This window comes from Pseudomonas sp. NPDC087358 (genome assembly GCF_044900785.1).
Classification (GTDB): Bacteria; Pseudomonadota; Gammaproteobacteria; order Pseudomonadales; family Pseudomonadaceae; genus Aquipseudomonas.
Map to the genome: position 1 here is coordinate 384,137 of NZ_JBJDOA010000006.1, position 21,557 is coordinate 405,693.

Below are 21,557 nucleotides of genomic sequence, written 5' to 3' on the forward strand. Positions count from 1 at the left end.
TTCAGACAGGGGAGTCGGATGATCCCCTGTCTTTTTTATGCCTGTGCAATGCCGCTGCTGTTGGCCATGGAGTGTCCTTATGCGTGCTTGTATCACCGTGCTGGTGCTGGGTGTCTGTGCCTCTCCCTTATTCGTCAATGCTGAACCGCTTCCCGGTTTTCTCAACAGCAACGACCGCGAGCGAACGCTCCCGGTGCCCAACCTTCCCGCCGATGCCTACCGGCCAACGACCCCGGCCTTGCAAGTACCCGCACCGCCCACTGACGCCACGCCGCTGATGATGAATACCAGGGTCGGCGTGCGCAGAATCCGCATCGAAGGCGGCACGGTTTATCCCCTCGATGAGCTGGGCGAGGCCTATCAACCCTTGATTGGCCACGATGCCACGCTGGCGGACCTGATCGAGGCGACGCGCAAAATCACCCGGCGTTATCAGGACGACGGTTACCTGTTGTCCTACGCCTTCCTGCCGCCACAAAGCTTCGATCAAGGGCTGGTACGCGTGGTGCTGGTGGAGGGCTATGTTCGGGATTATCGGCTTGAAGGCGATATCGGCAGCGTCTCGGCCTATCTGCAAAAGCTGGTGGACAAGATCAAGCAGGAGCGCCCGCTCACGCGCAAGACTTTCGAGCGCTACACCGCGTTGATGAGCCGGGTGCCGGGTGTGACATTGCAAGCCCAAGTGCCGCCGCCGGGCACCACCGATGGCGCCACCACGCTGATCGCCCAGGCCTCGCGCAAACCCTTCACCAGCACCCTGAGTACCACCGATGACAATCGCGACGGTCTGCAGGCGCTGCTGGGTTTGAACAGCAACGCACAGACCTCGATGGCCGAGCAGCTGACGGTCAGCGGGCTGTTCCCGCCAGGCGATGACAACGAGCACTATTACCGAATCGATTACAGCCAGTACCTCAATACCGAAGGCACCCAGCTGAACCTGTCGGCCTCGCATTACCGCAGCGAACCGGGCACCAACGTGGCGTTGGATAACGGCCTGGAACTCAAGCAGCGGCGTGACAACGACCGGTTTTCCATCGGCTTCACGCACCCGCTGATCGCCGCGCAAAACCAGTGGCTCAGCGCCGGCGCACGGTTGTATGCGGTCAACGACAAGACCCGTTATGACGTGGTCGGGTACCCACTGAGCATCGAAAGCAAAACCGATATCCGCGCCGTCGCGGTTGAAGGCGACTGGCGCAAATCCACCGACCGGCAACTGCGCATCCTTAGCGCCGGGCTGTACCGGGGTATCGATGGCATGGGCGCGAAAACGGACGACAACACCTACGACCTGGATTTCTTCCGGGCGCGTTTATCCGGGGTGCAGAGCGACAAGTTTCTCGAGCACTGGCAAGGGGTGTTTTCGGCAGCGCTGTACTGGAGTGACGACACCCTGCCGGACAGCGAGCGGGCGCAATTCGGTGGACAGAATTTCGGTCGCGGCTACCCGACCGACCAGGCGTCCGGCGACAAGGGTTGGGGGGTGGCTTACGAGGTCAACTACAGCTTCATGCGCGACGGCAACTGGGTGAAAGTGCTCCAGCCCTACGTCGTGTTCGACGCTGCCCGCACCTGGTACAACGAGCTGCCGATCAAGGATTCAAAGCTGTCATCGTCAGCGGTGGGGCTGCGCTTCGGCGACGCGCGCTATTACAACATCGCGCTGGAGGCGGCCAAGCCCATGTCCGACGTGGGCCTGGACAGCTTCAACCGCAACCCGCGCTTCACCCTGAGTTTCAGTTATCAGTTGTGAACTGCAGGCACCGGCTTGCTGGCGAACGCGGTGGGTCATCAACGACGATGCTGACTGACACGCCGCATTCGCCTGCAAGCCGGCTTCCATGGCCTGCGGCCAGAGCGGATCATCATCTGCCGCCGCAGGGTGATGCCTGCGCGCAGAAGCAGATATTCGAATGCGGCACCGGAGTGATGATCGTTCCCACGCTTCGCGTGGGAACGCAGCCCGTGACGCTCCGCGTCACCCAACAGGCGATGCGGAGCGACCAACTGCACCGCAAATCACCTGTAGGAGCCGGCGATGATCGTTCCCACGCTCCGCGTGGGAATGCAGCCTGTGACGCTCTGCGTCACCCAGCAGGCGATGCGGAGCGACCAACTGCACCGCAAATCACCTGTGATGATCGTTCCCACGCTCCGCGTGGGAATGCAGCCCGTGACGCTCTGCGTCACCCAACAGGCGACGCGGAGCGACCAACTGCACCGCAAATCACCTGTGATGATCGTTACCACGCTCCGCGTGGGAATTGCGCTCAGAATCAAGCATTCGTGTGCAACGGGTTCTGGAGGACGTAGCGGTCGGTCATTGACCGACCTTGAACACCTTGGGCACGGGAAACAGGTTGTTGAGGGTTTCCAGCAGGCGGACGTGGTAGATGGGTTTGCGGAAGAGGTCCAGCACCTGCAGGCGCAGCAAATCGCTGACGTCCTCCATGTCGGCGTGGCCCGAGGTGACGATCACCGGCAGGTGCTGGCGTGATGTGTGCTCGCGCAGGCGTTTGATCAGCAAGATGCCGCTCTCTTCCGGCATCCGCAGATCCGTGATCACCAGCGCTATATCCGGGTGTTCGGTCAACTGTTGCAACGCCACCTTGACCGATGGCGCTGTGAAGCAACAGAAGCCTTCCCCTTCGAGCAGTTCGGCGAGCTCTTCGTTGGCGTCCTCTTCGTCGTCAACCAAGAGTAGTTGCTGGCGGGTGGGAGCGATCATTCTGTTGACCTGATTAATGGATCACGAGACATGGCGCCTGACTCTGGCTTAGTCCACCTTGGTACCACCCAAGGCTACTATGATTTCGTTAAATTTGGCCTTGATGGCAGTCCCCATGGGAGTAACCATGGCGAAAAGCACCAGTGCAACCATGGCAACGATAATCGCATATTCAATGGCTGAAGCAGCCTCCTCATTCTTGACGAACTTACGCAGCAGTGCGGAACAATACATAAGGTACATCTGACAACTCCTTAGCGTTTCTTTGAACGCCACTACACGCATCGAGCGTTTAACAATCCATCGTGACAACAGCATTGACCCCATTCCCGCACTTCACAATCACAAGAAAGCATTAATCACAAAGTGATAAGCGCGAATGGCATGTGCTGTGCGGCCTGCGCCCCTCGAACGAATGAAAAGCAAGGAAATTTCCGACGGCTGATGGCGTTTTGGATGACGTCGTCTACCTTCATATTGCGAAAAGGATGAATGTTCAAAGCCAACTGACGCACAGGTTGTCTCGTAACGTTTTCGAGGTTGTGGTTAGGCAAGGGAGGGCCGTCATGAACAGTCGCGTCACAATGGGACTCGCTGTGCTTTTTTTGCTGGGCGCTTTGTTTGCCGGCTATTGGGGACTGGTCTTGAGTCGGCAACCTGCGCCGGCCCCGCAAGCCCCGGTTGGCGCAATAACACCTCCTGTTGCTGCGCCGCCCCCCACGCAAAAACCCATGGATGACCCCACTCGCCAGCCCGTGCTCGTGCTCGCCAGAGACCTGCCCGCGTACGAGCCGATCAAGGCCGATGACCTCATCGTCGAGCGTCTGAAAGTCGCCCCGCCAGGCAGTTTCAGCAAACCTGAAGACGCGCTGGGTCGCATGTCCTGGCGCCCCCTCGTTGCAGGCACCTGGCTGACCGACAGCAGCTTCGAAGCGGGCGGCACACTGGCACGCATGATCCGTCCTGGGGAACGCGCGCTGGCATTGTCCATCGATGAAATCATCGGAGCCGGCGGTCAGCTGAGCCCCGGCGATTACGTCGATGTCCTGCTTTATCTTCCGCCCGATCAAGCCAATACCGACCGCAGCGCGCAGACGGTGGTGCCAGCCCTGCGCGTGCTCAGCGTGGGGACGGTGCTGGGCCCGGTCAACCAAGGGCAGGACGATCAAGGCATCAGCCGCGAAGAGCGTGCCCAGCAGCAAAAGCTCAAGAGCAATGCCCGTAACGTGGTGCTGGCGGTCCCGGAAAAACTGCTCAACCGCTTGATGCTGGCGTCGCAGGCTGGCCCTCTGCGCCTGGCCGTGCGCAGCGCCGAAGAGAAGAACCTGCAGCGTTACTGGGCCGGTGACAGCGACATCGCCGTGCACCTGGATACCGCCAATCGCGACGTCACCCACTTCAACCAGTTAAGCCTGCAGTCCGCCGCGCCGCGCAGTTCGCAGGTGGGCAGCAGCGCGCCACGCGGGCCGCGGCCGGTGGAGATTATTCGCGGCATCCAGACCACGCAGCAAACCCCCTGATCGAGCAAGGACTGCACATTCATGAGTAACCGTTTCATGCCGGTTTTGAACCGTATCGGGTTGGCCTTGATGTCTGTCGGGCTGTATCAGAGTGCCTTGGCCGCACCGGCCGGTTGCTCGACGCTGTCGGCGATGCCAGCGGCCATGGAGATCGGTCAAGGAGTACAGCAGGATATTCGTTCGCCCGTGGCCATCACCCGTCTTGCGGTGGGCGATCCGAAGATTGCCGACGTGCATGTCAACGGCGACGACAACGGCGGTTTCCTGTTGACCGGGGTTGGGCCGGGGACCACCAGCCTGATGATCTGGACCGCCTGTGCCTCCTCACCTCGGCAAAGCATGGTCTTCGTGCGGGGCGCGGCCAAGGCAGCCTTGACCGATGCGCTCATCCCGCCTTCCGAGGACCCGTTGCTGCCCAGCCAGGTGCAGACCGATATCCGCTTTGTCGAGGTCAGCCGCACCAAGCTCAAGGAGGCCAGCACCTCGATCTTCGGCAAAGGCTCCAACAATTTTCTGTTTGGCTCACCGGGCACCGTCCCGGGCGTTACCGTGACGCCGGGGACCGTGGGCGGCACGCGCCCGGCCATCCCGCTGAACAACAACAATTTCAACATCGTCTGGGGCGGTGGCAGCAGCAAGGTGCTGGGCATGCTCAATGCCATGGAAAGCAGCGGCTTCGCCTACACCCTGGCACGGCCCAGCCTGGTGGCGCTGAGCGGGCAGAGCGCGAGCTTTCTGGCCGGCGGCGAATTTCCGGTGCCGGTGCCCAATGGTGAAAGCAATGGCATCTCCATCGAATACAAGGAATACGGAGTACGCCTGACCCTGACCCCGACCGTGATCGGACCCAATCGCATCGTGCTGAAGGTCGCACCCGAGGTCAGCGAGCTGGACTTCACCGCCGGCGTGACCATCGCCGGCACCACGGTGCCGGCCTTGAATGTGCGCCGCACCGACACCAGCGTGTCGCTGGCCGATGGCGAGAGCTTCGTCATCAGCGGCCTGATCAACACCAGCAACATTGCCTCGGTGGACAAATTTCCGGGGCTGGGCGACATCCCGATCCTGGGCGCGTTGTTTCGCAGTTCGCAGATCAACCGTGACGAGCGTGAGCTGCTGATGATCGTCACCCCGCACCTGGTGCAACCGTTGGCGGCCAATGCGCCGTTGCCTTCGTTGCCGGGGGAAAGCCTGCGTAACTACGACCCCAACTTCCTGAAGCTGTACTTTCTGGAGAACGGTAATTTCGATCGCCGCAGCGGGTTGTCGCAATGAGCCAGGGACCTAGTCTGAGCCAGACCTTTCTGGCCATCACCCGCAACACCACCGACCTTGAATGGCTGCAGGGAGCGCTGGCGCCGCTCGGCCAGGTGGTCAGCGCCGGCACCGGTACCCTGGACGAGCTGCTGGCGTTGGTGGATGTAACCTTTGCCAGCGTGGTGTTCGTGGGGCTCGATCGCGAGCATCTAATGAATCAGAGCGCGCTGATCGAGGGTGCCCTGGAGGCCAAACCGATGTTGGCCATCGTTGCCCTGGGCGACGGCATGGACAACCAACTGGTGCTCAATGCCATGCGCGCCGGGGCGCGGGACTTCGTCGCCTACGGCTCGCGCTCGAGCGAAGTGGCAGGCCTGGTACGGCGCCTGAGCAAGCGCCTGCCGCCGGTAGCGCCGAACCCGAACATGGGCGGCCTCACGGTGCTCTATGGCGCGCAATGCGATGGTGACGGCGCCCTGGTGTCGGCTCATCTGGCGCTGGTTTCGCAGCAGAAGGGGCAGCGCACGCTGTTGCTGGACCTGGGCATGCCCCGTGGTGACAGTCTGGCGATGCTCAGCCTTGAATCCTCGTTCAACTTCGGTGATGCGGTGCGTCACCTGCGCCGCCTCGATCCGACGCTGATCGACAGCGCCTTCACGGTCCACCCTACTCAACTGCGCATCCTGGCTTATGGCGAAGACGACATGTCACTGGAGCACACCAGCGCCGCCGAGCTGTACATGTTGCTCAGCGCGCTGCGTCAGCATTTCCAGCACGTGGTGGTGAATCTGGTGGGGCAGCCGGACAGCGAATCGCTGCGCACTTTCGTCGCTCACTGCGACCAGCTGCTGTGGTATGCCGACCAGAACATCATCGAGTGTCGACGCAATCTGGCCATCCTCAATCTGTGGCGCGAGAAAGGCCTGAAGCTGCAGCAGGCAGGATTGCTGGTGGACAAATACCTGCGTCAGGTCGCGCCCGATTCCGAGGCGTTGGAAAAGACGTTCGGTCTGCCGGCCATGGCGGTATTGCCGCTAAGTCCAGAGGTGCGTCTGAATGCCAAGAATCAGGGGCTGTCGTTGTTCGAACTGTCGCCTCGGGAGTCCTTGAGCACCGGTTTGCGCAATCTTGGCGAGCGCCTGGCCAGCCAGTCGGATAGCTCCGGCAAGCAGCAGGGCGGCTGGTTCAATCGCTTGTGGGGAGGCCGTAAATGAAAGGTGAAAAACTCTTTGGCGTGTCTTCCCGGGCTGTCGACGGTGGGGGCGAAGGGCAAGGCCTGAAGCTGGTGCTGCATCGCTACATCATCGATGCCATCGAGGAAAGCGGACGCAATTTGCTTGAGGGTACGCGCCCGGCACTGGCCCAGTTCGTCACCGACAAGGTGGCCGAATACGTGGCCCGGTTGCGCCTGGCGATTTCCCGCTACGAGATGGAGCGTCTGGCCGAGGAGCTGGTGGACGAGCTCACCGGGTTCGGGCCACTCGAGGTGCTGTTGCGTGACAAGACGGTGACCGAGATTCTGGTCAACGGCCCGAACAAGGTGTTCATCGAGCGCGAAGGCGTGCTGCATCATTCCGACCTGCGCTTCATCGATTCGCATCACGTCGAACGGGTGATTCAGCGGATTCTGGCGCCCCTGGGCAGACGTCTGGACGAGTCGTCGCCGATGGTCGATGCGCGCCTGCCCGATGGCAGCCGGGTCAATGCGATCATCCCGCCGATTGCCCTGGACGGTCCTTGCCTGTCGATCCGGAAATTTCGCAAGGACATGCTCAAGAGCGCGGACCTGGTGGCGATGCAGACCATCGATCAGTCGATCTACGATTTTCTCGAAAGCGCGGTGAGCAAGCGCTGCAACATTCTCATCAGCGGCGGTACTGGCACCGGCAAGACCACCATGCTCAATGTCCTGAGCCAGATGATCCAGACCCAACAACGCCTGGTGACCATCGAGGACGTCGCTGAATTGCAACTCGGTCACCCGCACGTGGTGCGCCTGGAAACCCGGCCGCCCAACGCCGAAGGGCATGGTGAGGTCCGCGCCAGCGACCTGATCCGCAATGCTCTGCGGATGCGCCCGGACCGCATCATCCTCGGTGAGATTCGCGGCGTGGAGGTGTTGGACGTGCTGACGGCGATGAACACTGGCCACGATGGCTCGATGAGCACAGTGCACGCCAACAATGCCCAGGATGCGTTGCTGCGCCTGGAAACGCTGGTCGGCCTGACCGGACGGCAGATCGCCGAGAAGACGTTGCGCCAGATGATCTGCGCGGCGCTGGACGTGATCATCCAGCTGACCCGCATGCCCGATGGCCGACGCTGCGTCAGTGAGGTGGTGGAAGTGGTGGGGGTGCGTGACGATGTGTATGTCACCAATACCCTGTTTCGCCTGGACCGTCGCACCGGCTTCGGCTTTCTGCGCGAGGCCATCAATCCGGCGGGTGACAAGCTGCGCCAGCTCGACTACTGAGCGGGGCCGACAGGGAGGTTTCAAGGTGAAAGGAGCCATCGTTCTCGGACTTGTTTTCATGTTGCTGATGGCCGGTTCGCTGTACCTGTTCTATCGCGGGCTGAACAAAGGCGCCAATGAACGAATCATGGCGCGCCTGGTGTTCGGTCAACCGGAGCCGGTGAGCGCAAGACCGGGCCTGGCGCGCATCGAAAGGGCGTTCTTGCGGGCGGGGCTGGGCCGGCCTACCGAGCGCGTGCCATTGGCGCTGGCGATCTGGGGCATGTCGATGCTGGCGGGCTATCTGGCCCATGACGGCTTCGGGCTGGCGTTGGGGGTTTTGCTGCCGATCATCGTGCTGCGCTTCTACGTGAGTTTTCGCTATCAGCGCCGCGTGCGCCGCATGATCAGCCAGCTGCCGCAACTGCTCGATCATGTGGTGCGCAGTCTGAAGTCCGGGCGAACACTGGGGGATGCGGTATTGCACGGCATCGATGCCGCCGACGCGCCGCTGAACGAAGCCATGTCGCGGATCAAGCGCAACGTCAATCTTGGCGTGACCCTGCCGGACGCTGTGCAAGATTTTGCCGAGCTGTACGAACGCGACGAGTTCCAGCTGCTTGCCTTGGGTTTGCGGGTCAATCATCGCTATGGCGGCAACGCCAGTGAACTGCTGGACAACTTGATTCGCCTGATCCGCGAGCGTGAACAGGGCGCGCGTCAGTTGCGCGCGATGACCGGTGAGACACGCATGACTGCCGTGGTGCTCGCGCTGCTACCGGTGGGCATGGTGGCGTATTTTCTCGCGGTGAACCCGGCGTACCTGCAGCACATGTGGAACGACGAATCGGGCCAGACGATGCTGCTGGTGGCCTTCGCCATGCAGACGCTGGGCTGTCTGGCGCTATGGCGCATGTTGAGGAGTGTCTGAGATGGCCTTGATGCTCAGTGCCGTGCTGTTCGCCGCGGCTGGATTGTTCCTGTTGCTGAGCGTGGCCCGCCAGCGCCGCAACCAGCGTCAGGTAATGGCGCGCCTGCAAGGCCAGACCGCGCGCGACAGCCGGGTGGGGATTTTGCTGCGCGTGCTGGGCGACAGTCGCTTCGGCCAACGTTCGGTCAGTCTGGACAGTGAGACGCAGATGCTGCTCAACCGCATCGGCTGGCGGCGGGCGAGCCAGCGTTCGCTGTTTGCCGCATCGCAGATCGGCGTGCCCATCGTCGCGGTCTGCCTGGTGCTGTTGATTCAGTCGCTGTTCTTCAAGGACTTGAGCTACCCGTTCATGGCGCCGATGTTCGCGCTGGGCCTGGGTTATCTGGCGCCCAAGCGAATACTGGCGGCCGCAGCGGCCCGTCGACAGAGAAAGACCGTAACCGAGATTTCCACCTTCATCCCGCTGCTGCGCATCCTGTTCGAGTCCGGCATGGCGGTCGAGCAGGCCCTGCGAGTGTTGAGCAATGAGGGGCGCCGGTTGCTGCCGGTGATGTCTTCGGAGCTGCGGCTGATGCTGGTGCGCATCGATTCGGGCCTTGAACTGGGCGACGAGCTGAACAAGGTGGCGGCGGTGTTGGCGGTGGATGAGTTCAGCGACACCTGCGTGATTCTCAATCAGTTGATCCATCAGGGCGGCGGGGCGATGAAGTCGTTGCTGGCGCTCAAGCAACTGATCGACGACCGACGCCTGACTCGCTTGCAGGAATACATCTCCAAGCTCTCGGCCAAGATGTCGGTGGTGATGATGGTGTTCCTGTTTCCAGCATTGTTGATTGTTCTGGCCGGGCCTGGTTTTGTCGCCATCGGCAAGGCATTGGGTACGCATTAGGGAGTTCGAATGAAAGCAATCATCGCGGTATTGGGGGTCGTCCTGCTTAGCGGGTGCGCCAGTGACGGCAGTGCACCCTGGCTGGCACAGGCCACGGGCGGCGGTTGTGGCAAGCCGACGTCCGATCAGGAACTGGCCTTGAACCTGGCGCAGGACATGGCCGATGAAGGCCGCCTGCATGCCAGCCTGGCCAACCTGGAAAGCCTGCCGGCGAATCTGGCCGAGGTCCGGCTGCGCAAGGCGCGGGTGTTGCGTCAGCTGGGCAGCAGCGAGGCCGAACCGTTGTACAAAAGCCTGCTGGGCACCTGCCGCGCCGCCGAAGGTGAGCATGGCCTGGGCCAGCTGGCCGCTGCGCGCGGCGACAACAACCTGGCGCTGATGCGTCTGCAGGCGGCGGTGAAGCTGTCGCCCACCGACGAAAAAATCCGCAACGATCTCGGGGTGGTCTACCTCAATCAACACAAGCTGGAACAGGCTCGGTTCCAGTTCATGACGGCGATCGAACTCAAGCAGTCCGACACTCTGGCGGCGTCGAATCTGGTGACGCTGCTGATCTATCAGGATGACTGGACCCAGGCAGCCGAACTGGTGTCGCGTACAGGGCTGACGCCGGCTCAGGTCAGCGATGCACAGGCCCGGGCCGACAAACTGAAGGCCACCAGCGGCGGATCACCCATCAAGGCAGACAAGGTCGCAGCCATCACCGATGTGCCCGTATTGCCAGGGAGACAGCCATGAAACGCAGGTTGCTGAGCGGACTTTGTGTATTGGCCGTGACGGGCAGCGTATCGGCTATCGAACCCGGGCCGTCGTCGTCCTCACAGAAGCAGACCGAGGCCTGGCTTGAGCTGCAAGTCAGCGGCAAGGCCGCCTCATCCCTCCCGCAGCCGGCCAGCCCGATCGAGCGCGACCTGAGCATGCAGCGCTGGCTGGACAGCTATCAGCACCCCATCCCGGATTTCTATGAGCAGAAAAAAGGCGGAAGCGTCTCCGGCGGCAGTTCGGGTGGGAATTGAGGCAGAGATTGCCCTGCAAGAGGCTGGCTTGCTGGCTCGCTGACGAGTGCGTCAGGATCAGCGATCAGCTCGCTCCCATGCTCCGCGTGGTAGCGCCTGCGCAGACGCTCCGCGTCGTCTGCGGGGTGACGCAGAGCGTCACGGGCTGCATTCCCACGCAGAGCGTGGGAACGATCATCGTTCTGTGGCGGCGCATGACGCTCTGCTTGTGGCTGCACGGATCATCCAGGCGCGGCAGATGATGACCTGCTTCTGGCCGCAGGCCGTAGGAGCCGGCTTGCTGGCGAAAGCGTCAGGTCAGGCGATACCGATTCAACTGACCCTGCACGGTCCTGTAGGAGCGGGCTTGTCCCGCGAGCGGCGGGGAACCCGTCGTTATGCTGCGGCACGCGGCCTGTCTGGCGCAGCGCATCAGCCGGATCTACGACGACTGCGTCGCCGCTCGCGGGACAAGCCCGGCTCTTACAGCGGTCATCCGCCAGTCTTGTGGCGTTTGACGCATTCGCCAGCAAGCCGGCTCCTACAGGGAATCGACGGTGTGTTGGGGATGTGTAAACCAAACGCTCCAGAACCCGTGCCCGCGTGTCAGCAGCGCCGGTTCCCACAGTGGATAGGCGTGTATTCGGCATTCCAGTACCCGCACCCGTCTATTGCGGTGTGGCTGGAATGCACTCAATGCGCTGTCACCCGTCCACGGGCCGCTGCATTGTTCGGCGACAGCGCCAATGCCAGTTGGGTGCGGTTGTGCATGTGGGTCAGGCGCAGGACCTGGGACACGTAGAGCTTCACCGTGTTTTCGGTAATGCCCAACTCACAGGCGATCTGGTAATTGGTCTGGCCCTTGCTGACCAGCTTGGCGACGTCAAGCTGGCGGGGGGAGAGCTGATCGAACAGCGCCGGAATTTCCCCATCGCCGTCGTTATCGGCGAGTGCGGGCTGGACGATCTGCCGCGATTTGTCGAGGTCCTGACAGAGGTCGTCAATCGACGCGGCGAGAAACTGCAACTTGTCGTTGAGATGCCCCAAGTGCTGAACGTTCTTGACCCGGTCTTCCAGCGCCTGCTCCTGACGCTGGATGCCTTCGAGCAGCTCGTTGAGGTCAACGGGTTTCTGATAATAATCGGCGATGCCCGCGCGCAGGGCCTTGATCACATCCTGTTTCTCGGCGCGCCCGGTGAGCATGATGGACTCGAAGATGCGCTTCTTGCCGGCCAGCAACTTCATCGCCTCCACCAGCTCGATGCCGTTCAGGCCCGGCATGTCCAGATCGCACAGGACCAGCGCGATGGCGCTGTCATCGCGGAAACGCTCCAGCGCTTCGCGACTTGAATAGCAAGGCACACAGCGGTAACCGCTGCTATCCAGAAACTCACAGATCTCGTCGACGATGAGCGGCTGATCATCGACCACCAGAACCTTTACAACCGATTGCTTGTTCACTCGCGACTCCCTGCTGCGAAACTACAAAACCGGGGCCCGGCGCCATGTAAATCCTTCACGCGGCATTGCCTGTAGGACGTGTACCGCCCGGGCGTAGGAACAAAGCTAGCCGCACTTTCTGACTATGTATATAGGGTGTGATGGCAATTCGACTAGTGGATCCAAATGACAGTCGCGACGAAACCTGCGAATAAAAAAGGTACGAATGGCCGTTTCTTTGGCGTTTGCAGTACAGGGCCGATATAGCGGTTCCTAACTCGCTGAGCCATATGGCGCCAGAGTATTTGACGCACCATCAGCCAGACCACGCTGGCCACGCCCGCACCGATGAATGTGCCCAGTATGTGCACGTGATCGCTGGCCAGTGCCAGCGCGATCAGCAACTTCACATCACCGGCACCGAGCTTGTTCAAGGCATAGCCGGGCAGCGTCAGAATCAGCGTCAGCAACAACGCCCAGCCTGCCTGATCCATCGGCGCGCCCAGCCAACTCTGGCCGCTGATCAACAAGTACAACAGTGCGACCAGTGCACCGCCGAATGTCAGGCGGTTGGATACTCTTGCACAGCGCGCGTCCTGGTCGGCGCACACGGCAAACCACAGGAGTAGGAAAAGTAAATTCATCGAGTAAAAAACGTCCTGTTTTCTGGAAAGAATCTATGCTCCACGCAAGGTAGCACTGTCAGGGTAGACATCGGCATGCGCAGGATCCCCCGCAATTTTTCCCCCCTCAAACAGAAAGGCGCAGCGGCGATCGAGTTCGCCCTGGTGTTCGTGATTTTCTTCGCTGTTTTCTATGGTCTGGTGACCTACAGCCTGCCGCTGCTGATGATGCAATCTTTCAACAATGCTGCCGCCGAGGCGGTGCGCCAAAGCGTGGCGATCAACCCCGGCGTCAGCGGTTATCCGGCCCAAGTCCTCAATCAGGCCAACGCCGCACTGAGCAAACAGCTGGCGTGGATCCCTTCGGCGTTCGCCTTCAACGTTGTGTCGGATACGGCGGTGACGTTCGACGGCAAGCTGCTGACTGTCAGCATCAAGTACCCCAAGACCAAACTGACCAATGTCATGCCGGTTCTGACGCTGCCCGGAATCGGTGACGTGCCGAATCTGCCGACCAACCTGACTGCCGAAGCGAGCCTGCAACTTGTCCCTTAAGAAAGAAATGCTCAATCGTTGGCTCGGACGCGGCGAAGCACCTGCAGAGCCCGGCTCCACCAAGGCCGAACCTGCATCAGTCAGCGCCGACTGGCACATGCAGCTGGATCATGAGGGCCGCGTCGTCGGCATAAGCAAGCCATTGCGCGGCGCATTGGGGCAGTCTGCCGGGTCAGTGCCGGCACAGCGTTTGCTCGGCTACCTCATGCCCAGCAGTGCGATGGTGGTCGAGGGGGTGCCGCAGGACTGGCTGGGGCACATGCTCGACCTGGATTTCAAACGCCCCAATGGCCAGGTCTTGCACACCCGTGGCTGGGTGCAGGCGCAAGGTGAAAGCTGGCTGTTGCAACTGCTGGACATCGGCGACCTCATGGAGGAAGCCAGTGTTGCCCAGAGCCGCCAGCAGTGCCTGCGTCTGGCCGGACAGATAGCGGAAAAGGTGCGTGGGTGTCACGTCGAACGCCTGCAGGCGGTGACGGCCGAGCAACTGGAGGAGTTGGCGCAGAGTTATCGAGTGCCGTGCCTGGCACTGGCGCTGGCCGAGCCCGGCGGTGCGGGTTGGCGCATCTATGCGCACTACAACGCCCACACCGCGCCGCAGTTGTGGCAGGACGGACAGCGCCTGGGCAACGACCTGGATGCGCTGAGCGGTACCGTCACGCACCAGATCGATTTCGGCACGCCGAGCCCTCAGGTCCATCTGCAGAGCGATTTCGGCAACGCTCAAGGGTTTCTGTTGCCGCATCACAAGGAGGGCCTGGTCAAGGCGTGGCTGTTGTTCGGTTTCTACGATGCGGCGCAGCAGGCGCCGGAGTTGGGCGACCGGGAGTGGATGAATCTATGTTCGGCGTTAGCCGGTCCGATTCTCTACCGCCACGCCGACCAGGCACACCGGCATCAACTGGAACGCCTGGCGGTGCTTCAGGACCTGCTCGGCACCGGTTGGTGGGAGATCCTGCCAGACACCGACGAAGTGCAGCTGGCGCCGCAGCTTGCGCGCACGCTGGGCCTGCCGCAGACCAGCGATGTGCTGCCGCTGGCACAGTGGCTGCAATTGATTCACCCGGCCGACAGGCATGAGCTGGAGAGCCGGGTGGGGCTGCTGCGCAATCACGGTACCCCGATGCTGTCGTGCGTCAGGTTGCAACAGGATGACCCGGGCTTGCCGTCGGTCTGGCTGCGCATTCAGGGCCAGGTGCTGGTCAGCGGCCAGACACGTCGCGTGCTCGGGTTCATGCTCGATGTCAGCGATATCAAGAACCAGGAAACCCAGGCCGCCGCGGCCCATGCCCGGCTCGACAACCTGATCGCCAGCTCGCCTGCGGTGATTTACGTACTGGGATACGACCAGGGCAGCCTGGAGCCGACTTTCTTCAGCGCCAGCCTCACGCCCTTGCTGGGGTGGACCCAGGCCGAATGCAGTAACGGCCTGCTCACGCAATACATTCACCCGGACGATCACGACATCTGGTTCCAGCGCACCCGCCAGCTGTTGCGCGAAGGCGTGGTCAGTTGCCGCTATCGCTTGCGCGACAAGAAAGGTCAGTACCACTGGCTACTGGATGAGGCGCGGTTGCTGCGCGATGACCTGGGCATGCCGGTGGAGGCGGTCGGGCTGTGGCTGGATGTGACCGAAGCGACCCAGGCCACCGAGCGGGTGCGCGAAAGCGAGGAGCGCTATCGGATTCTGGTCGAAGATTCGCCGGCGATGATCTGCCGCTATACGCCCGATCTTTCGTTGATCTTCGGCAACCGCCCGCTGGCTGCTTATCTGGAGTGCACGCCCGAGCAACTGGCGGGGGTGAACCTGGGTGAGTGGTTCTCAGCCGAGCAGAAAGAAGCGTTCGTGCGGCGCATCGGCGAGCTGACGCCCGAGGCCCCGATGAGTACCGCTGAAATCTGTCTGGAGCTGCCTGGCCGGGAGCATGCCTGGTGGACGTGGGCTGATCGTGGGGTGTTCGATGACGCTGGCAAGTTGATCGAGATTCAGGCGGTCGGCCGTGACAACACGGAAATCCGCCGCACCCGCATGCAACTTAACCAGAGCGCGAAAATGGCCACCCTTGGCGAAATGGCCACCGGGCTGGCACACGAGATCAATCAGCCGCTCAACGTGATGCGCATGGCGGTGGTCAACGTGCTCAAGCGCCTGAGCAATGGCGATGTCGAAATCGATTACCTGACCGACAAACTCAACCGTATCGACTCGCAGGTGCAACGTGCGGCACGGGTCGTCAACCACATGCGCGTGTTCGGTCGCCGCTCGGAAGTCGAGCAGCAACTGTTCGATCCGATCGAGGCGGTGGACGGCACCTTGAACATGCTCACCGAGGGTATGAAAGGCAAGGGTGTGGCACTGCGCGTCGGAGAACCCGGGGCCCGTGTGCAGGTGCGCGGTCACGTGGATCAGCTTGAACAGGTGCTGATCAATCTGATGGTCAACGCCCGCGATGCATTGCTCTCCAGGCGCGAAAAGGACAGGGATTTCGAACCCTGGATTGCCGTGCAGGTAGAGCAGGACGAACAGACCCTCTGGCTGGTCGTCGAGGACAACGGCGGCGGCATCGATGCGCGACTGCTGGAGCGGATTTTTGAACCGTTTTTCACCACCAAACCGGTCGGGGTCGGGACCGGGCTGGGGTTGTCGGTCAGTTACGGCATCGTCGAGCAGATGGGTGGCAGATTGAGCGTCAGCAACTCAAGCGAAGGCGCGTGTTTCCGGATCGCGTTGCCGATCGTGCGCGATTAGTCGCTGGAGATCGGTTGCGGGGCTGGCTTGGAGTCTGGGTCTGGGTCTGGGTCTGGGTTTTGGGTTCTGGATGTTGGATTCAGGGTCTTGAATCTGGATTCTAGATTTTGGGTTTGGGTTCTGGCCGCAGGCCGCAGGAGCCGGCTTGCTGGCGAAGCGTCCGGTCAGGCGATACCGATTCAACTGACCCTGCACAGTCCTGTAGGAGCGGGCTTGTCCCGCGAGCGGCGGGGAACCCGTCGTAATGCTGCGGCACGCGGCCTGTCTGGCGCAGCGCATCAGCCGGATCTACGACGACTGCGTCGCCGCTCGCGGGACAAGCCCGGCTCCTACAGCGGTCATCCGCCAGTCTTGTAGCGTTTGGGCTGACGCGTTCGCCAGCCAGCCGGCTCCTACAGCTGATGTACCTTACCGATCGCTCCCACGCTCCGCGTGGTAGCGTCTGCGCAGACGCTGCGCGTCGTCTGCGCGGTGACGCAGAGCGTCACGGGCTGCATTCCCACGCAGAGCGTGGGAACGATCATCGTTCTGTGAGGGCCATGACGATCTGCTTCGGGCCGCAGGGATCATTCAGGCGCGGCAGATGATGACCTGGTTCTGGCCGCAGGCCGTGGGAGATGATGACCTGCTTCTGGCCGCAGGAGCCGGCTTGCTGGCGAAGCGTCCGGTCAGGGGATATCGATTCAACTGACCCTACACGGTCCTGTAGGAGCGGGCTTGTCCCGCGAGCGGCGGGGAACCCGTCGTAATGCTGCGGCACGCGGCCTGTCTGGCGCAGCGCATCAGCCGGATCTACGACGACTGCGTCGCCGCTCTCGGGACAAGCCCGGCTCCTACAGCGGTCATCCGCCAGTCTTGTGGCGTTTGACGCGTTCGCCAGCCAGCCGGCTCCTACCCTTGGTCGGCGGTGTTTTCAGGAGTGTGGCTGGCCCGGTTCGGCGAGACGAACGCCTCAAATCACCAAATGTGCCTGCCCCGGATGACAGCTGAGATTGGCGCCGACGTTGACGTTGGCGATGTTCACGCCGAGGTTTTTCAGGACCAGATTCAACAACGGGTCCAGCAGCGGTCCAAGCAAGGTGCCGAGCAGACTGGTCACGCCGCTCACCAGACCGTTCACCAACCCCGTCACGCTGTTGAGTACCAATCCCAGCAGCCCGCCATTGGTCGCGGTGTGCAGCACGATGGGATTGCTCAGACTGTTGCCCAGCTTGGTCACGATGTTGGGATCTCCGTTAAGCGCCAACACTGGCGAGGGCGTGCTGCCTATTTGTGCAGGTTTGAGGAAATTCAGCGTGCTGCGATTGGCAGCGATAGGCAGATTCACCAGCAGGCCGACGCCGCCCCCGCCGAAGTTGACCCGAGGCGTACCCGTGCGGATGTTCAGCAACACCAGCTCCTGAGGCGCTGGCAGGTTCTGGATCGAAGAGTTCCAGGCGCTGCCATCGATCTTGCCGACCTTGAGTTTTACCAAAGCAGTACTGGTGTCGGCGGCCAGGGTCTTGCTGTCATCGGAGGCACAGGTATAGCCGGTGATGTGGCTGTCGGCGCTTGCCGCCTCCAGGCTGATATCCAGCGTTAGCGGCGCGGGAGCAATCTGCACATCGACGTTCAAAATCCCCAGCACCAGGCCGAGCGCGCCATTCAAGGTGTCGAGCACCGGGGTCAGTGAGCTCAGGTCGACAGTGGTAAGGGTGCGTACTTGCGCGGTTCGCACGTAGATCTGGTTCGGGTCGCTGCTGTTGGCGGTGGCAAGTCGCGGGTCGCCGGCAGCGGACAGTTGTGAAGGCTCTACTATTTTCACCTTGGTGCTCAGCCCGACCAACCCCAATATGTTGGCCGGTACCGTGGCATAAACGGCGCTGTTGCTGTTGGCCACCTGTACGAAGCCCTGCACAAGGCCGAACACGTTCAGGTTGGTGTTGAGGCCTGCCGAGGGTAATCCGGTCTGCAGGTTCAACAGATCCTGCAGTTTGATGGTCGTGCCGCTGGCGATGGTGCTCACGGCAAGCAGGCTGCCGATCGCTGCCTGAACCGCCGGACTTCCTTGGGGCAGCACGGTTGCCGCCGTGACGAGTAGCTGTTTGATGGAAATATGGGTGGTCAGCAGAGAGGTGTAGTCGCCCGCCTTGGCGTTGACGTCGATCGCCAATTGGTCCAGATAGCCAAGCAGGTTGATGTTGGCATTTGCCAGTCCGTTCCAGCCCACGGCCGAAATGTTCAGCGTGCCGCCGAGCAATCCTCCCCACAACGCATTGAGTAGCCCCGCCTGGGTACTGTCGACTGTGGCCAGTGTACTGTTGATCGTCAGTTGCGCCAATGGCGGCAACGGTGGTGTTGCCACAGCCACTGCGCTCAGCTGTATATCGGCCGGCGAAGCGGTGCTTTCGAACATCGCGCCGATGCCCGCTGCGATGCTGCGCGCGACGCTGTGGCCGACGACGACCTGGATGGCGTCGGACTTGCTGGCGTCGCTGACGAAGCTTCGGCGGCTGTCGGCGCCGGTGGTCAGGGTGCCGCAGCGTGTGGTCAGGGTGCGGGTGTCGTCGCTGACGGTGAAGCCATTGCGGGTTGCGCTCTGGATTGCATATGCGCTGGCGCTGCTGGCCCCTGCGCAGTTGCCGTTGAGGCTCGCCGCTTCCAGCGCCGCCATGTCGGCCACGCGTTGCAGGGTGCGTTTTTCCATGAACAACCGACCGCTGTCGACCACCACCAGCGTGCACAGCAACGCCAGGGCCATGGTCAGCGCTGCGAGCAATCCTATGGCGCCACGCTGCCGGTCCCGGCCTGCGCAGGAGTACATCAGGGGAGACATCAGCACTCCTTCGGCAACGCCGTCGCTACTCACCCGAGATGCAGGGAGTGTAGTCACGGCTTGGCGAGTGTGCCGGGTTAAAGATGGCAGTTGCGCAGCAATGAGCACACACACGCCGGGTGTAGCGGCAGCCCGCTGTAGCAGCACGGCTTGCCGGTGGTGGCGATCTTACGTACGTCACCTCCGGCGAGCCGTGCCGCTACAGAGCGGCGGGCCGGGTTGATCCGGCCGGGCCATCAATGCGGAGGATACTGCTGGAGGATTTTCTGCACGGTCTGACGCAGTGCCAGTTCGCGTGCAGCAGGGTTGGCGTTGTTGTCATTGACGATCTGTTCAGTGCTGCCGCGCCACACCAGTTTGCCGTCCTTGCCGTCGAGCATGTCGATCTGCAGCGTCGACACTTTGTAGTCGACGTTACGCGTTTCGGTACCCATCGGGCCGCCCCAGTAGCCACCCCACGGATTGCCCCAGTAACCGCCGCCGCCGTAGTTGGTGGTGACCATTTGCTGGCGGTTCTCGACAACCAGCCAGGCCTGGACCTGAAGGTCGGCCTTGGCACCCGACGCCGCGATGCGCAGGCCGCGTTGCTCCAGTTGCTCGGCGACCGACTGGCGGATGCGCTGTTCGGTCAGGTCACTTTTGATCCGCGGATCATTGGGTTGATATTGCAGGCCGGGTTCTTTCCAGGCCCAGGTTCTGTAGCCGCCGAAATCGCGCTGCGCATCGAAGTCACGGTTGACCCGATCGGTCTGGCAGGCACTGAGCAGCAGGGCGACGCACACGAAAGCGAGACAGCGGAACATGATGGCTCTCCAGGATCAGACGTCAGGAAGGTGGGTAGGCGGTCAAGGCGCGCTGCACGGCCTGACGCAATGCCTTGACGCGGTCGGACTGATCGCCGCCACTGCCGGTTTCGGCACTGGCGCTCCACACCGTTTGGCCGCTGCGCGCGTCGAACAGGCTGATGCGCACCACGACCACTTGCTCTTGGTAGGTGCGCACGACAGGGACACTGGCATAACCACCATAGCCGTTGCGATAACCGTTGCCGCCGTAATAACCGACACCGGCGCCGCCATAGTAAGGGTCGTAATAGTCGTCACGGACCTGACGCAGGCGGGTCTCCATGCGGGTGTCGGCGCTGACGCGCAAATCGGCCGCCTGCGGGTTCTGTGATGGACGCAGCCCGCGTTGATCCAGCCCGTTGCTTACCGCCTCAGCCACTTGCGCGGAGTCTGCCCACGTGCTGCCCGGCGGCAGCTGACCATTGAGCCACGTCCAGTTGCGATAGCGGCCAAAGTCCCGGGGCGCGGCCGGATAGGCGCTCATGTCAATCGCATTGGCGGCGTGCGGCGGGGCCGGCGGGATCGCCGCAGACACGGCGTTGTAAGGGTTGGGGCTCTGACAGGCAGCCAGTCCCAGGCACAGGGTAAGCAAAGCGAGACGGCGTTTCATGATGGTCTCCGCAGACAGCCTCAAACAGGTCGGCACATCCAGTGCAGGTAACGCCCCACGCCGGCGAAAGCCGGGTGACGTCGATGCGCGAGTTCCATTTCCAGCAGGTCCGCCAGTTCAGCCTTGGCCTGAAACTCAACGGGCATATAATCGTGAAAAACCCGAACGCCACTCTGGGTTTCGACTCGCCACAGACCTTCAAGTTGCGCCGCTAATTCGCGCGGATCAAGGGGTTGTTGTGGGGTCAGGCTCTGCTTTTCACCGGCCATGGTGTTGCGGCGCATCTTGCGAAAATGCCCCTTGAGCAGGTTGCGGTAGATCAAGGCGTCGCGGTTGTAGAAGGCCAGCGACAACCAGCCGTCGGCTTTAGTCAGCTGGCGCAGTACCGGCAGAATGGCGTGGGGTTCGGCCAGCCATTCCAGCACCGCGTGACACAGCACCAGATCGTAGGGCTCGGTCAATTGGCCGGGCAGTTTCTGCCAGGGTGCCTGAATGAAGGTGGCTGACTGCCCGGCGTCGGCAAAGCGCTGGCGAGCGCCTTCGAGCATCGGCTGTGCCGGTTCAGCCAGGGTCACCTGATGGCCACGCTCGGCCAGCCACAACGACATGTGCCCCAGGCCAGCGCCAATGTCCAGCACCCGCAATGGCCGGTCCGGCAGGCATTCCTGCAGATCGGCCTGTAACACCGCCAGACGAATTGCGCCCTTGGCGCCGCCGTAGATCTTTTCAGCGAAGCGGGTCGCCAACTGGTCGAAATGACGATCACTCATTTGCTGAACCGCCGTTCGCTGTCAGCCAGCTTGGCGCGTACCACTTCATCCATGTCCAGCCCCAGTTCGCTGCACATCAACAGCAGGTACAGGATGATATCCCCGACTTCCTGACCGGCATGCGCCAGCTCCGCAGCGGGCAGCTGACGGGACTGGTCTTCGGTTTTCCACTGGAAGATTTCCACCAGCTCGGCCATTTCCACGCTGGCGGCCATCGCCAGATTCTTCGGGCTGTGGAATTGCTGCCAGTCATTGGTATCGCGGATGCGATGCAGGCGTTGGGTGAGTTCGTCGAGGTTCATGTGCAGGTCTCCTGAAGGTGCGTAGCTTCAGGGGGATGAGCGGGAGGGTCAAGTTGCGTATGTAAGGGGCTGC

General features: G+C 62.0%; 20 protein-coding genes. 11 read left to right on the forward strand and 9 right to left on the reverse strand.

The window, feature by feature from the left end; genetic code table 11:
• Positions 1-79 precede the first annotated feature (79 nt).
• Positions 80-1,756, forward strand: coding sequence for a ShlB/FhaC/HecB family hemolysin secretion/activation protein (locus ACI2KS_RS16920; RefSeq protein ID WP_404622131.1), 1,677 nt, complete (start codon positions 80-82; stop codon positions 1,754-1,756).
• A gap of 567 nt (positions 1,757-2,323) precedes the next feature.
• On the opposite strand, the gene ACI2KS_RS16925 is transcribed toward ACI2KS_RS16920, so the two are convergent.
• Positions 2,324-2,731, reverse strand: a complete 408-nt coding sequence (locus ACI2KS_RS16925; RefSeq protein WP_404622132.1) for a response regulator — start codon at positions 2,729-2,731, stop codon at positions 2,324-2,326.
• Between the two features lie 48 nt (positions 2,732-2,779).
• Positions 2,780-2,974 (reverse strand): Flp family type IVb pilin, encoded by a 195-nt coding sequence (locus ACI2KS_RS16930; protein WP_404622133.1) that lies wholly within the window; start codon positions 2,972-2,974, stop codon positions 2,780-2,782.
• A gap of 323 nt (positions 2,975-3,297) precedes the next feature.
• Between ACI2KS_RS16930 and cpaB the strand changes: the two genes are divergently transcribed.
• The 8 genes from cpaB to ACI2KS_RS16970 are packed head-to-tail and all read left to right on the forward strand — an operon-like array spanning position 3,298 to position 10,796.
• Complete coding sequence (gene cpaB / locus ACI2KS_RS16935) at positions 3,298-4,251, forward strand: Flp pilus assembly protein CpaB (protein ID WP_404622134.1); 954 nt, start codon at positions 3,298-3,300, stop codon at positions 4,249-4,251.
• A 36-nt stretch (positions 4,252-4,287) separates the two neighbouring features.
• Positions 4,288-5,526 (forward strand): type II and III secretion system protein family protein, encoded by a 1,239-nt coding sequence (locus ACI2KS_RS16940; RefSeq protein WP_404622190.1) that lies wholly within the window; start codon positions 4,288-4,290, stop codon positions 5,524-5,526.
• Positions 5,523-6,722 carry a CpaE family protein gene (locus ACI2KS_RS16945; protein ID WP_404622135.1) on the forward strand — a complete coding sequence of 400 codons (1,200 nt, stop codon included), beginning with the start codon at positions 5,523-5,525 and terminating at the stop codon, positions 6,720-6,722. The genes ACI2KS_RS16940 and ACI2KS_RS16945 overlap by 4 nt, the downstream gene beginning before the upstream one ends.
• Complete coding sequence (locus ACI2KS_RS16950; RefSeq protein ID WP_404622136.1) at positions 6,719-7,981, forward strand: CpaF family protein; 1,263 nt, start codon at positions 6,719-6,721, stop codon at positions 7,979-7,981. The genes ACI2KS_RS16945 and ACI2KS_RS16950 overlap by 4 nt, the downstream gene beginning before the upstream one ends.
• A 25-nt stretch (positions 7,982-8,006) precedes the next feature.
• Positions 8,007-8,891, forward strand: coding sequence for a type II secretion system F family protein (locus ACI2KS_RS16955; protein WP_404622137.1), 885 nt, complete (start codon positions 8,007-8,009; stop codon positions 8,889-8,891).
• Between the two features lies 1 nt (position 8,892).
• Positions 8,893-9,780 carry a type II secretion system F family protein gene (locus ACI2KS_RS16960; protein WP_404622138.1) on the forward strand — a complete coding sequence of 296 codons (888 nt, stop codon included), beginning with the start codon at positions 8,893-8,895 and terminating at the stop codon, positions 9,778-9,780.
• A gap of 9 nt (positions 9,781-9,789) precedes the next feature.
• Positions 9,790-10,518, forward strand: coding sequence for a tetratricopeptide repeat protein (locus tag ACI2KS_RS16965; protein ID WP_404622139.1), 729 nt, complete (start codon positions 9,790-9,792; stop codon positions 10,516-10,518).
• Positions 10,515-10,796 (forward strand): DUF3613 domain-containing protein, encoded by a 282-nt coding sequence (locus tag ACI2KS_RS16970; RefSeq protein WP_404622140.1) that lies wholly within the window; start codon positions 10,515-10,517, stop codon positions 10,794-10,796. The genes ACI2KS_RS16965 and ACI2KS_RS16970 overlap by 4 nt, the downstream gene beginning before the upstream one ends.
• Positions 10,797-11,468: 672 nt before the next feature.
• Here ACI2KS_RS16970 and ACI2KS_RS16975 read toward each other — a convergent pair.
• Positions 11,469-12,236 carry a response regulator transcription factor gene (locus ACI2KS_RS16975; RefSeq protein ID WP_404622141.1) on the reverse strand — a complete coding sequence of 256 codons (768 nt, stop codon included), beginning with the start codon at positions 12,234-12,236 and terminating at the stop codon, positions 11,469-11,471.
• 152 nt (positions 12,237-12,388) lie between these two features.
• Positions 12,389-12,859, reverse strand: a complete 471-nt coding sequence (locus ACI2KS_RS16980; RefSeq protein ID WP_404622142.1) for a prepilin peptidase — start codon at positions 12,857-12,859, stop codon at positions 12,389-12,391.
• A gap of 75 nt (positions 12,860-12,934) precedes the next feature.
• Between ACI2KS_RS16980 and ACI2KS_RS16985 the strand changes: the two genes are divergently transcribed.
• Together ACI2KS_RS16985 and ACI2KS_RS16990 are read left to right on the forward strand one after the other, a co-directional pair.
• Complete coding sequence (locus ACI2KS_RS16985) at positions 12,935-13,393, forward strand: TadE family protein (RefSeq protein ID WP_404622143.1); 459 nt, start codon at positions 12,935-12,937, stop codon at positions 13,391-13,393.
• A complete protein-coding gene (locus tag ACI2KS_RS16990) occupies positions 13,383-16,142 on the forward strand; it encodes an ATP-binding protein (protein WP_404622144.1) in 2,760 nt (919 codons plus the stop codon). The genes ACI2KS_RS16985 and ACI2KS_RS16990 overlap by 11 nt, the downstream gene beginning before the upstream one ends.
• A gap of 952 nt (positions 16,143-17,094) precedes the next feature.
• On the opposite strand, the gene ACI2KS_RS16995 is transcribed toward ACI2KS_RS16990, so the two are convergent.
• The 5 genes from ACI2KS_RS16995 to ACI2KS_RS17015 all read right to left on the reverse strand — a co-directional run bounded on the left by ACI2KS_RS16995 (position 17,095) and on the right by ACI2KS_RS17015 (position 21,484).
• Positions 17,095-18,957: a TadG family pilus assembly protein gene (locus tag ACI2KS_RS16995; protein WP_404622145.1), complete on the reverse strand. Its 1,863-nt coding sequence runs from the start codon at positions 18,955-18,957 to the stop codon at positions 17,095-17,097.
• A 236-nt stretch (positions 18,958-19,193) separates the two neighbouring features.
• Positions 19,194-19,760, reverse strand: a complete 567-nt coding sequence (locus ACI2KS_RS17000) for a DUF4136 domain-containing protein (protein WP_404622146.1) — start codon at positions 19,758-19,760, stop codon at positions 19,194-19,196.
• 22 nt (positions 19,761-19,782) lie between these two features.
• Entirely contained in the window at positions 19,783-20,412 is a 630-nt protein-coding gene (locus tag ACI2KS_RS17005) for a DUF4136 domain-containing protein (RefSeq protein ID WP_404622147.1), read from the reverse strand.
• A 20-nt stretch (positions 20,413-20,432) separates the two neighbouring features.
• On the reverse strand, positions 20,433-21,182 hold the full coding sequence (locus ACI2KS_RS17010) for a methyltransferase domain-containing protein (RefSeq protein ID WP_404622148.1): 750 nt from the start codon (positions 21,180-21,182) through the stop codon (positions 20,433-20,435).
• Entirely contained in the window at positions 21,179-21,484 is a 306-nt protein-coding gene (locus ACI2KS_RS17015) for a nucleotide pyrophosphohydrolase (protein ID WP_404622149.1), read from the reverse strand. The genes ACI2KS_RS17010 and ACI2KS_RS17015 overlap by 4 nt, the downstream gene beginning before the upstream one ends.
• Positions 21,485-21,557 lie beyond the last annotated feature (73 nt).

What these genes read in the sequence shown, in the direction of transcription:
- ACI2KS_RS16930 (WP_404622133.1), bottom strand. Translation starts at nt 2,974, where the DNA reads ATGTACCTTATGTATTGTTCCGCACTGCTGCGTAAGTTCGTCAAGAAT.
- ACI2KS_RS16950 (WP_404622136.1), top strand. Translation starts at nt 6,719, where the DNA reads ATGAAAGGTGAAAAACTCTTTGGCGTGTCTTCCCGGGCTGTCGACGGT.
- ACI2KS_RS16980 (WP_404622142.1), bottom strand. Translation starts at nt 12,859, where the DNA reads ATGAATTTACTTTTCCTACTCCTGTGGTTTGCCGTGTGCGCCGACCAG.
- ACI2KS_RS16920 (WP_404622131.1), top strand. Translation starts at nt 80, where the DNA reads ATGCGTGCTTGTATCACCGTGCTGGTGCTGGGTGTCTGTGCCTCTCCC.
- ACI2KS_RS17005 (WP_404622147.1), bottom strand. Translation starts at nt 20,412, where the DNA reads ATGAAACGCCGTCTCGCTTTGCTTACCCTGTGCCTGGGACTGGCTGCC.
- ACI2KS_RS16995 (WP_404622145.1), bottom strand. Translation starts at nt 18,957, where the DNA reads ATGTCTCCCCTGATGTACTCCTGCGCAGGCCGGGACCGGCAGCGTGGC.
- ACI2KS_RS17000 (WP_404622146.1), bottom strand. Translation starts at nt 19,760, where the DNA reads ATGTTCCGCTGTCTCGCTTTCGTGTGCGTCGCCCTGCTGCTCAGTGCC.
- ACI2KS_RS16965 (WP_404622139.1), top strand. Translation starts at nt 9,790, where the DNA reads ATGAAAGCAATCATCGCGGTATTGGGGGTCGTCCTGCTTAGCGGGTGC.
- ACI2KS_RS17010 (WP_404622148.1), bottom strand. Translation starts at nt 21,182, where the DNA reads ATGAGTGATCGTCATTTCGACCAGTTGGCGACCCGCTTCGCTGAAAAG.
- ACI2KS_RS16945 (WP_404622135.1), top strand. Translation starts at nt 5,523, where the DNA reads ATGAGCCAGGGACCTAGTCTGAGCCAGACCTTTCTGGCCATCACCCGC.
- cpaB (WP_404622134.1), top strand. Translation starts at nt 3,298, where the DNA reads ATGAACAGTCGCGTCACAATGGGACTCGCTGTGCTTTTTTTGCTGGGC.
- ACI2KS_RS16985 (WP_404622143.1), top strand. Translation starts at nt 12,935, where the DNA reads ATGCGCAGGATCCCCCGCAATTTTTCCCCCCTCAAACAGAAAGGCGCA.
- ACI2KS_RS16960 (WP_404622138.1), top strand. Translation starts at nt 8,893, where the DNA reads ATGGCCTTGATGCTCAGTGCCGTGCTGTTCGCCGCGGCTGGATTGTTC.
- ACI2KS_RS16970 (WP_404622140.1), top strand. Translation starts at nt 10,515, where the DNA reads ATGAAACGCAGGTTGCTGAGCGGACTTTGTGTATTGGCCGTGACGGGC.
- ACI2KS_RS16940 (WP_404622190.1), top strand. Translation starts at nt 4,288, where the DNA reads ATGCCGGTTTTGAACCGTATCGGGTTGGCCTTGATGTCTGTCGGGCTG.
- ACI2KS_RS16925 (WP_404622132.1), bottom strand. Translation starts at nt 2,731, where the DNA reads ATGATCGCTCCCACCCGCCAGCAACTACTCTTGGTTGACGACGAAGAG.
- ACI2KS_RS17015 (WP_404622149.1), bottom strand. Translation starts at nt 21,484, where the DNA reads ATGAACCTCGACGAACTCACCCAACGCCTGCATCGCATCCGCGATACC.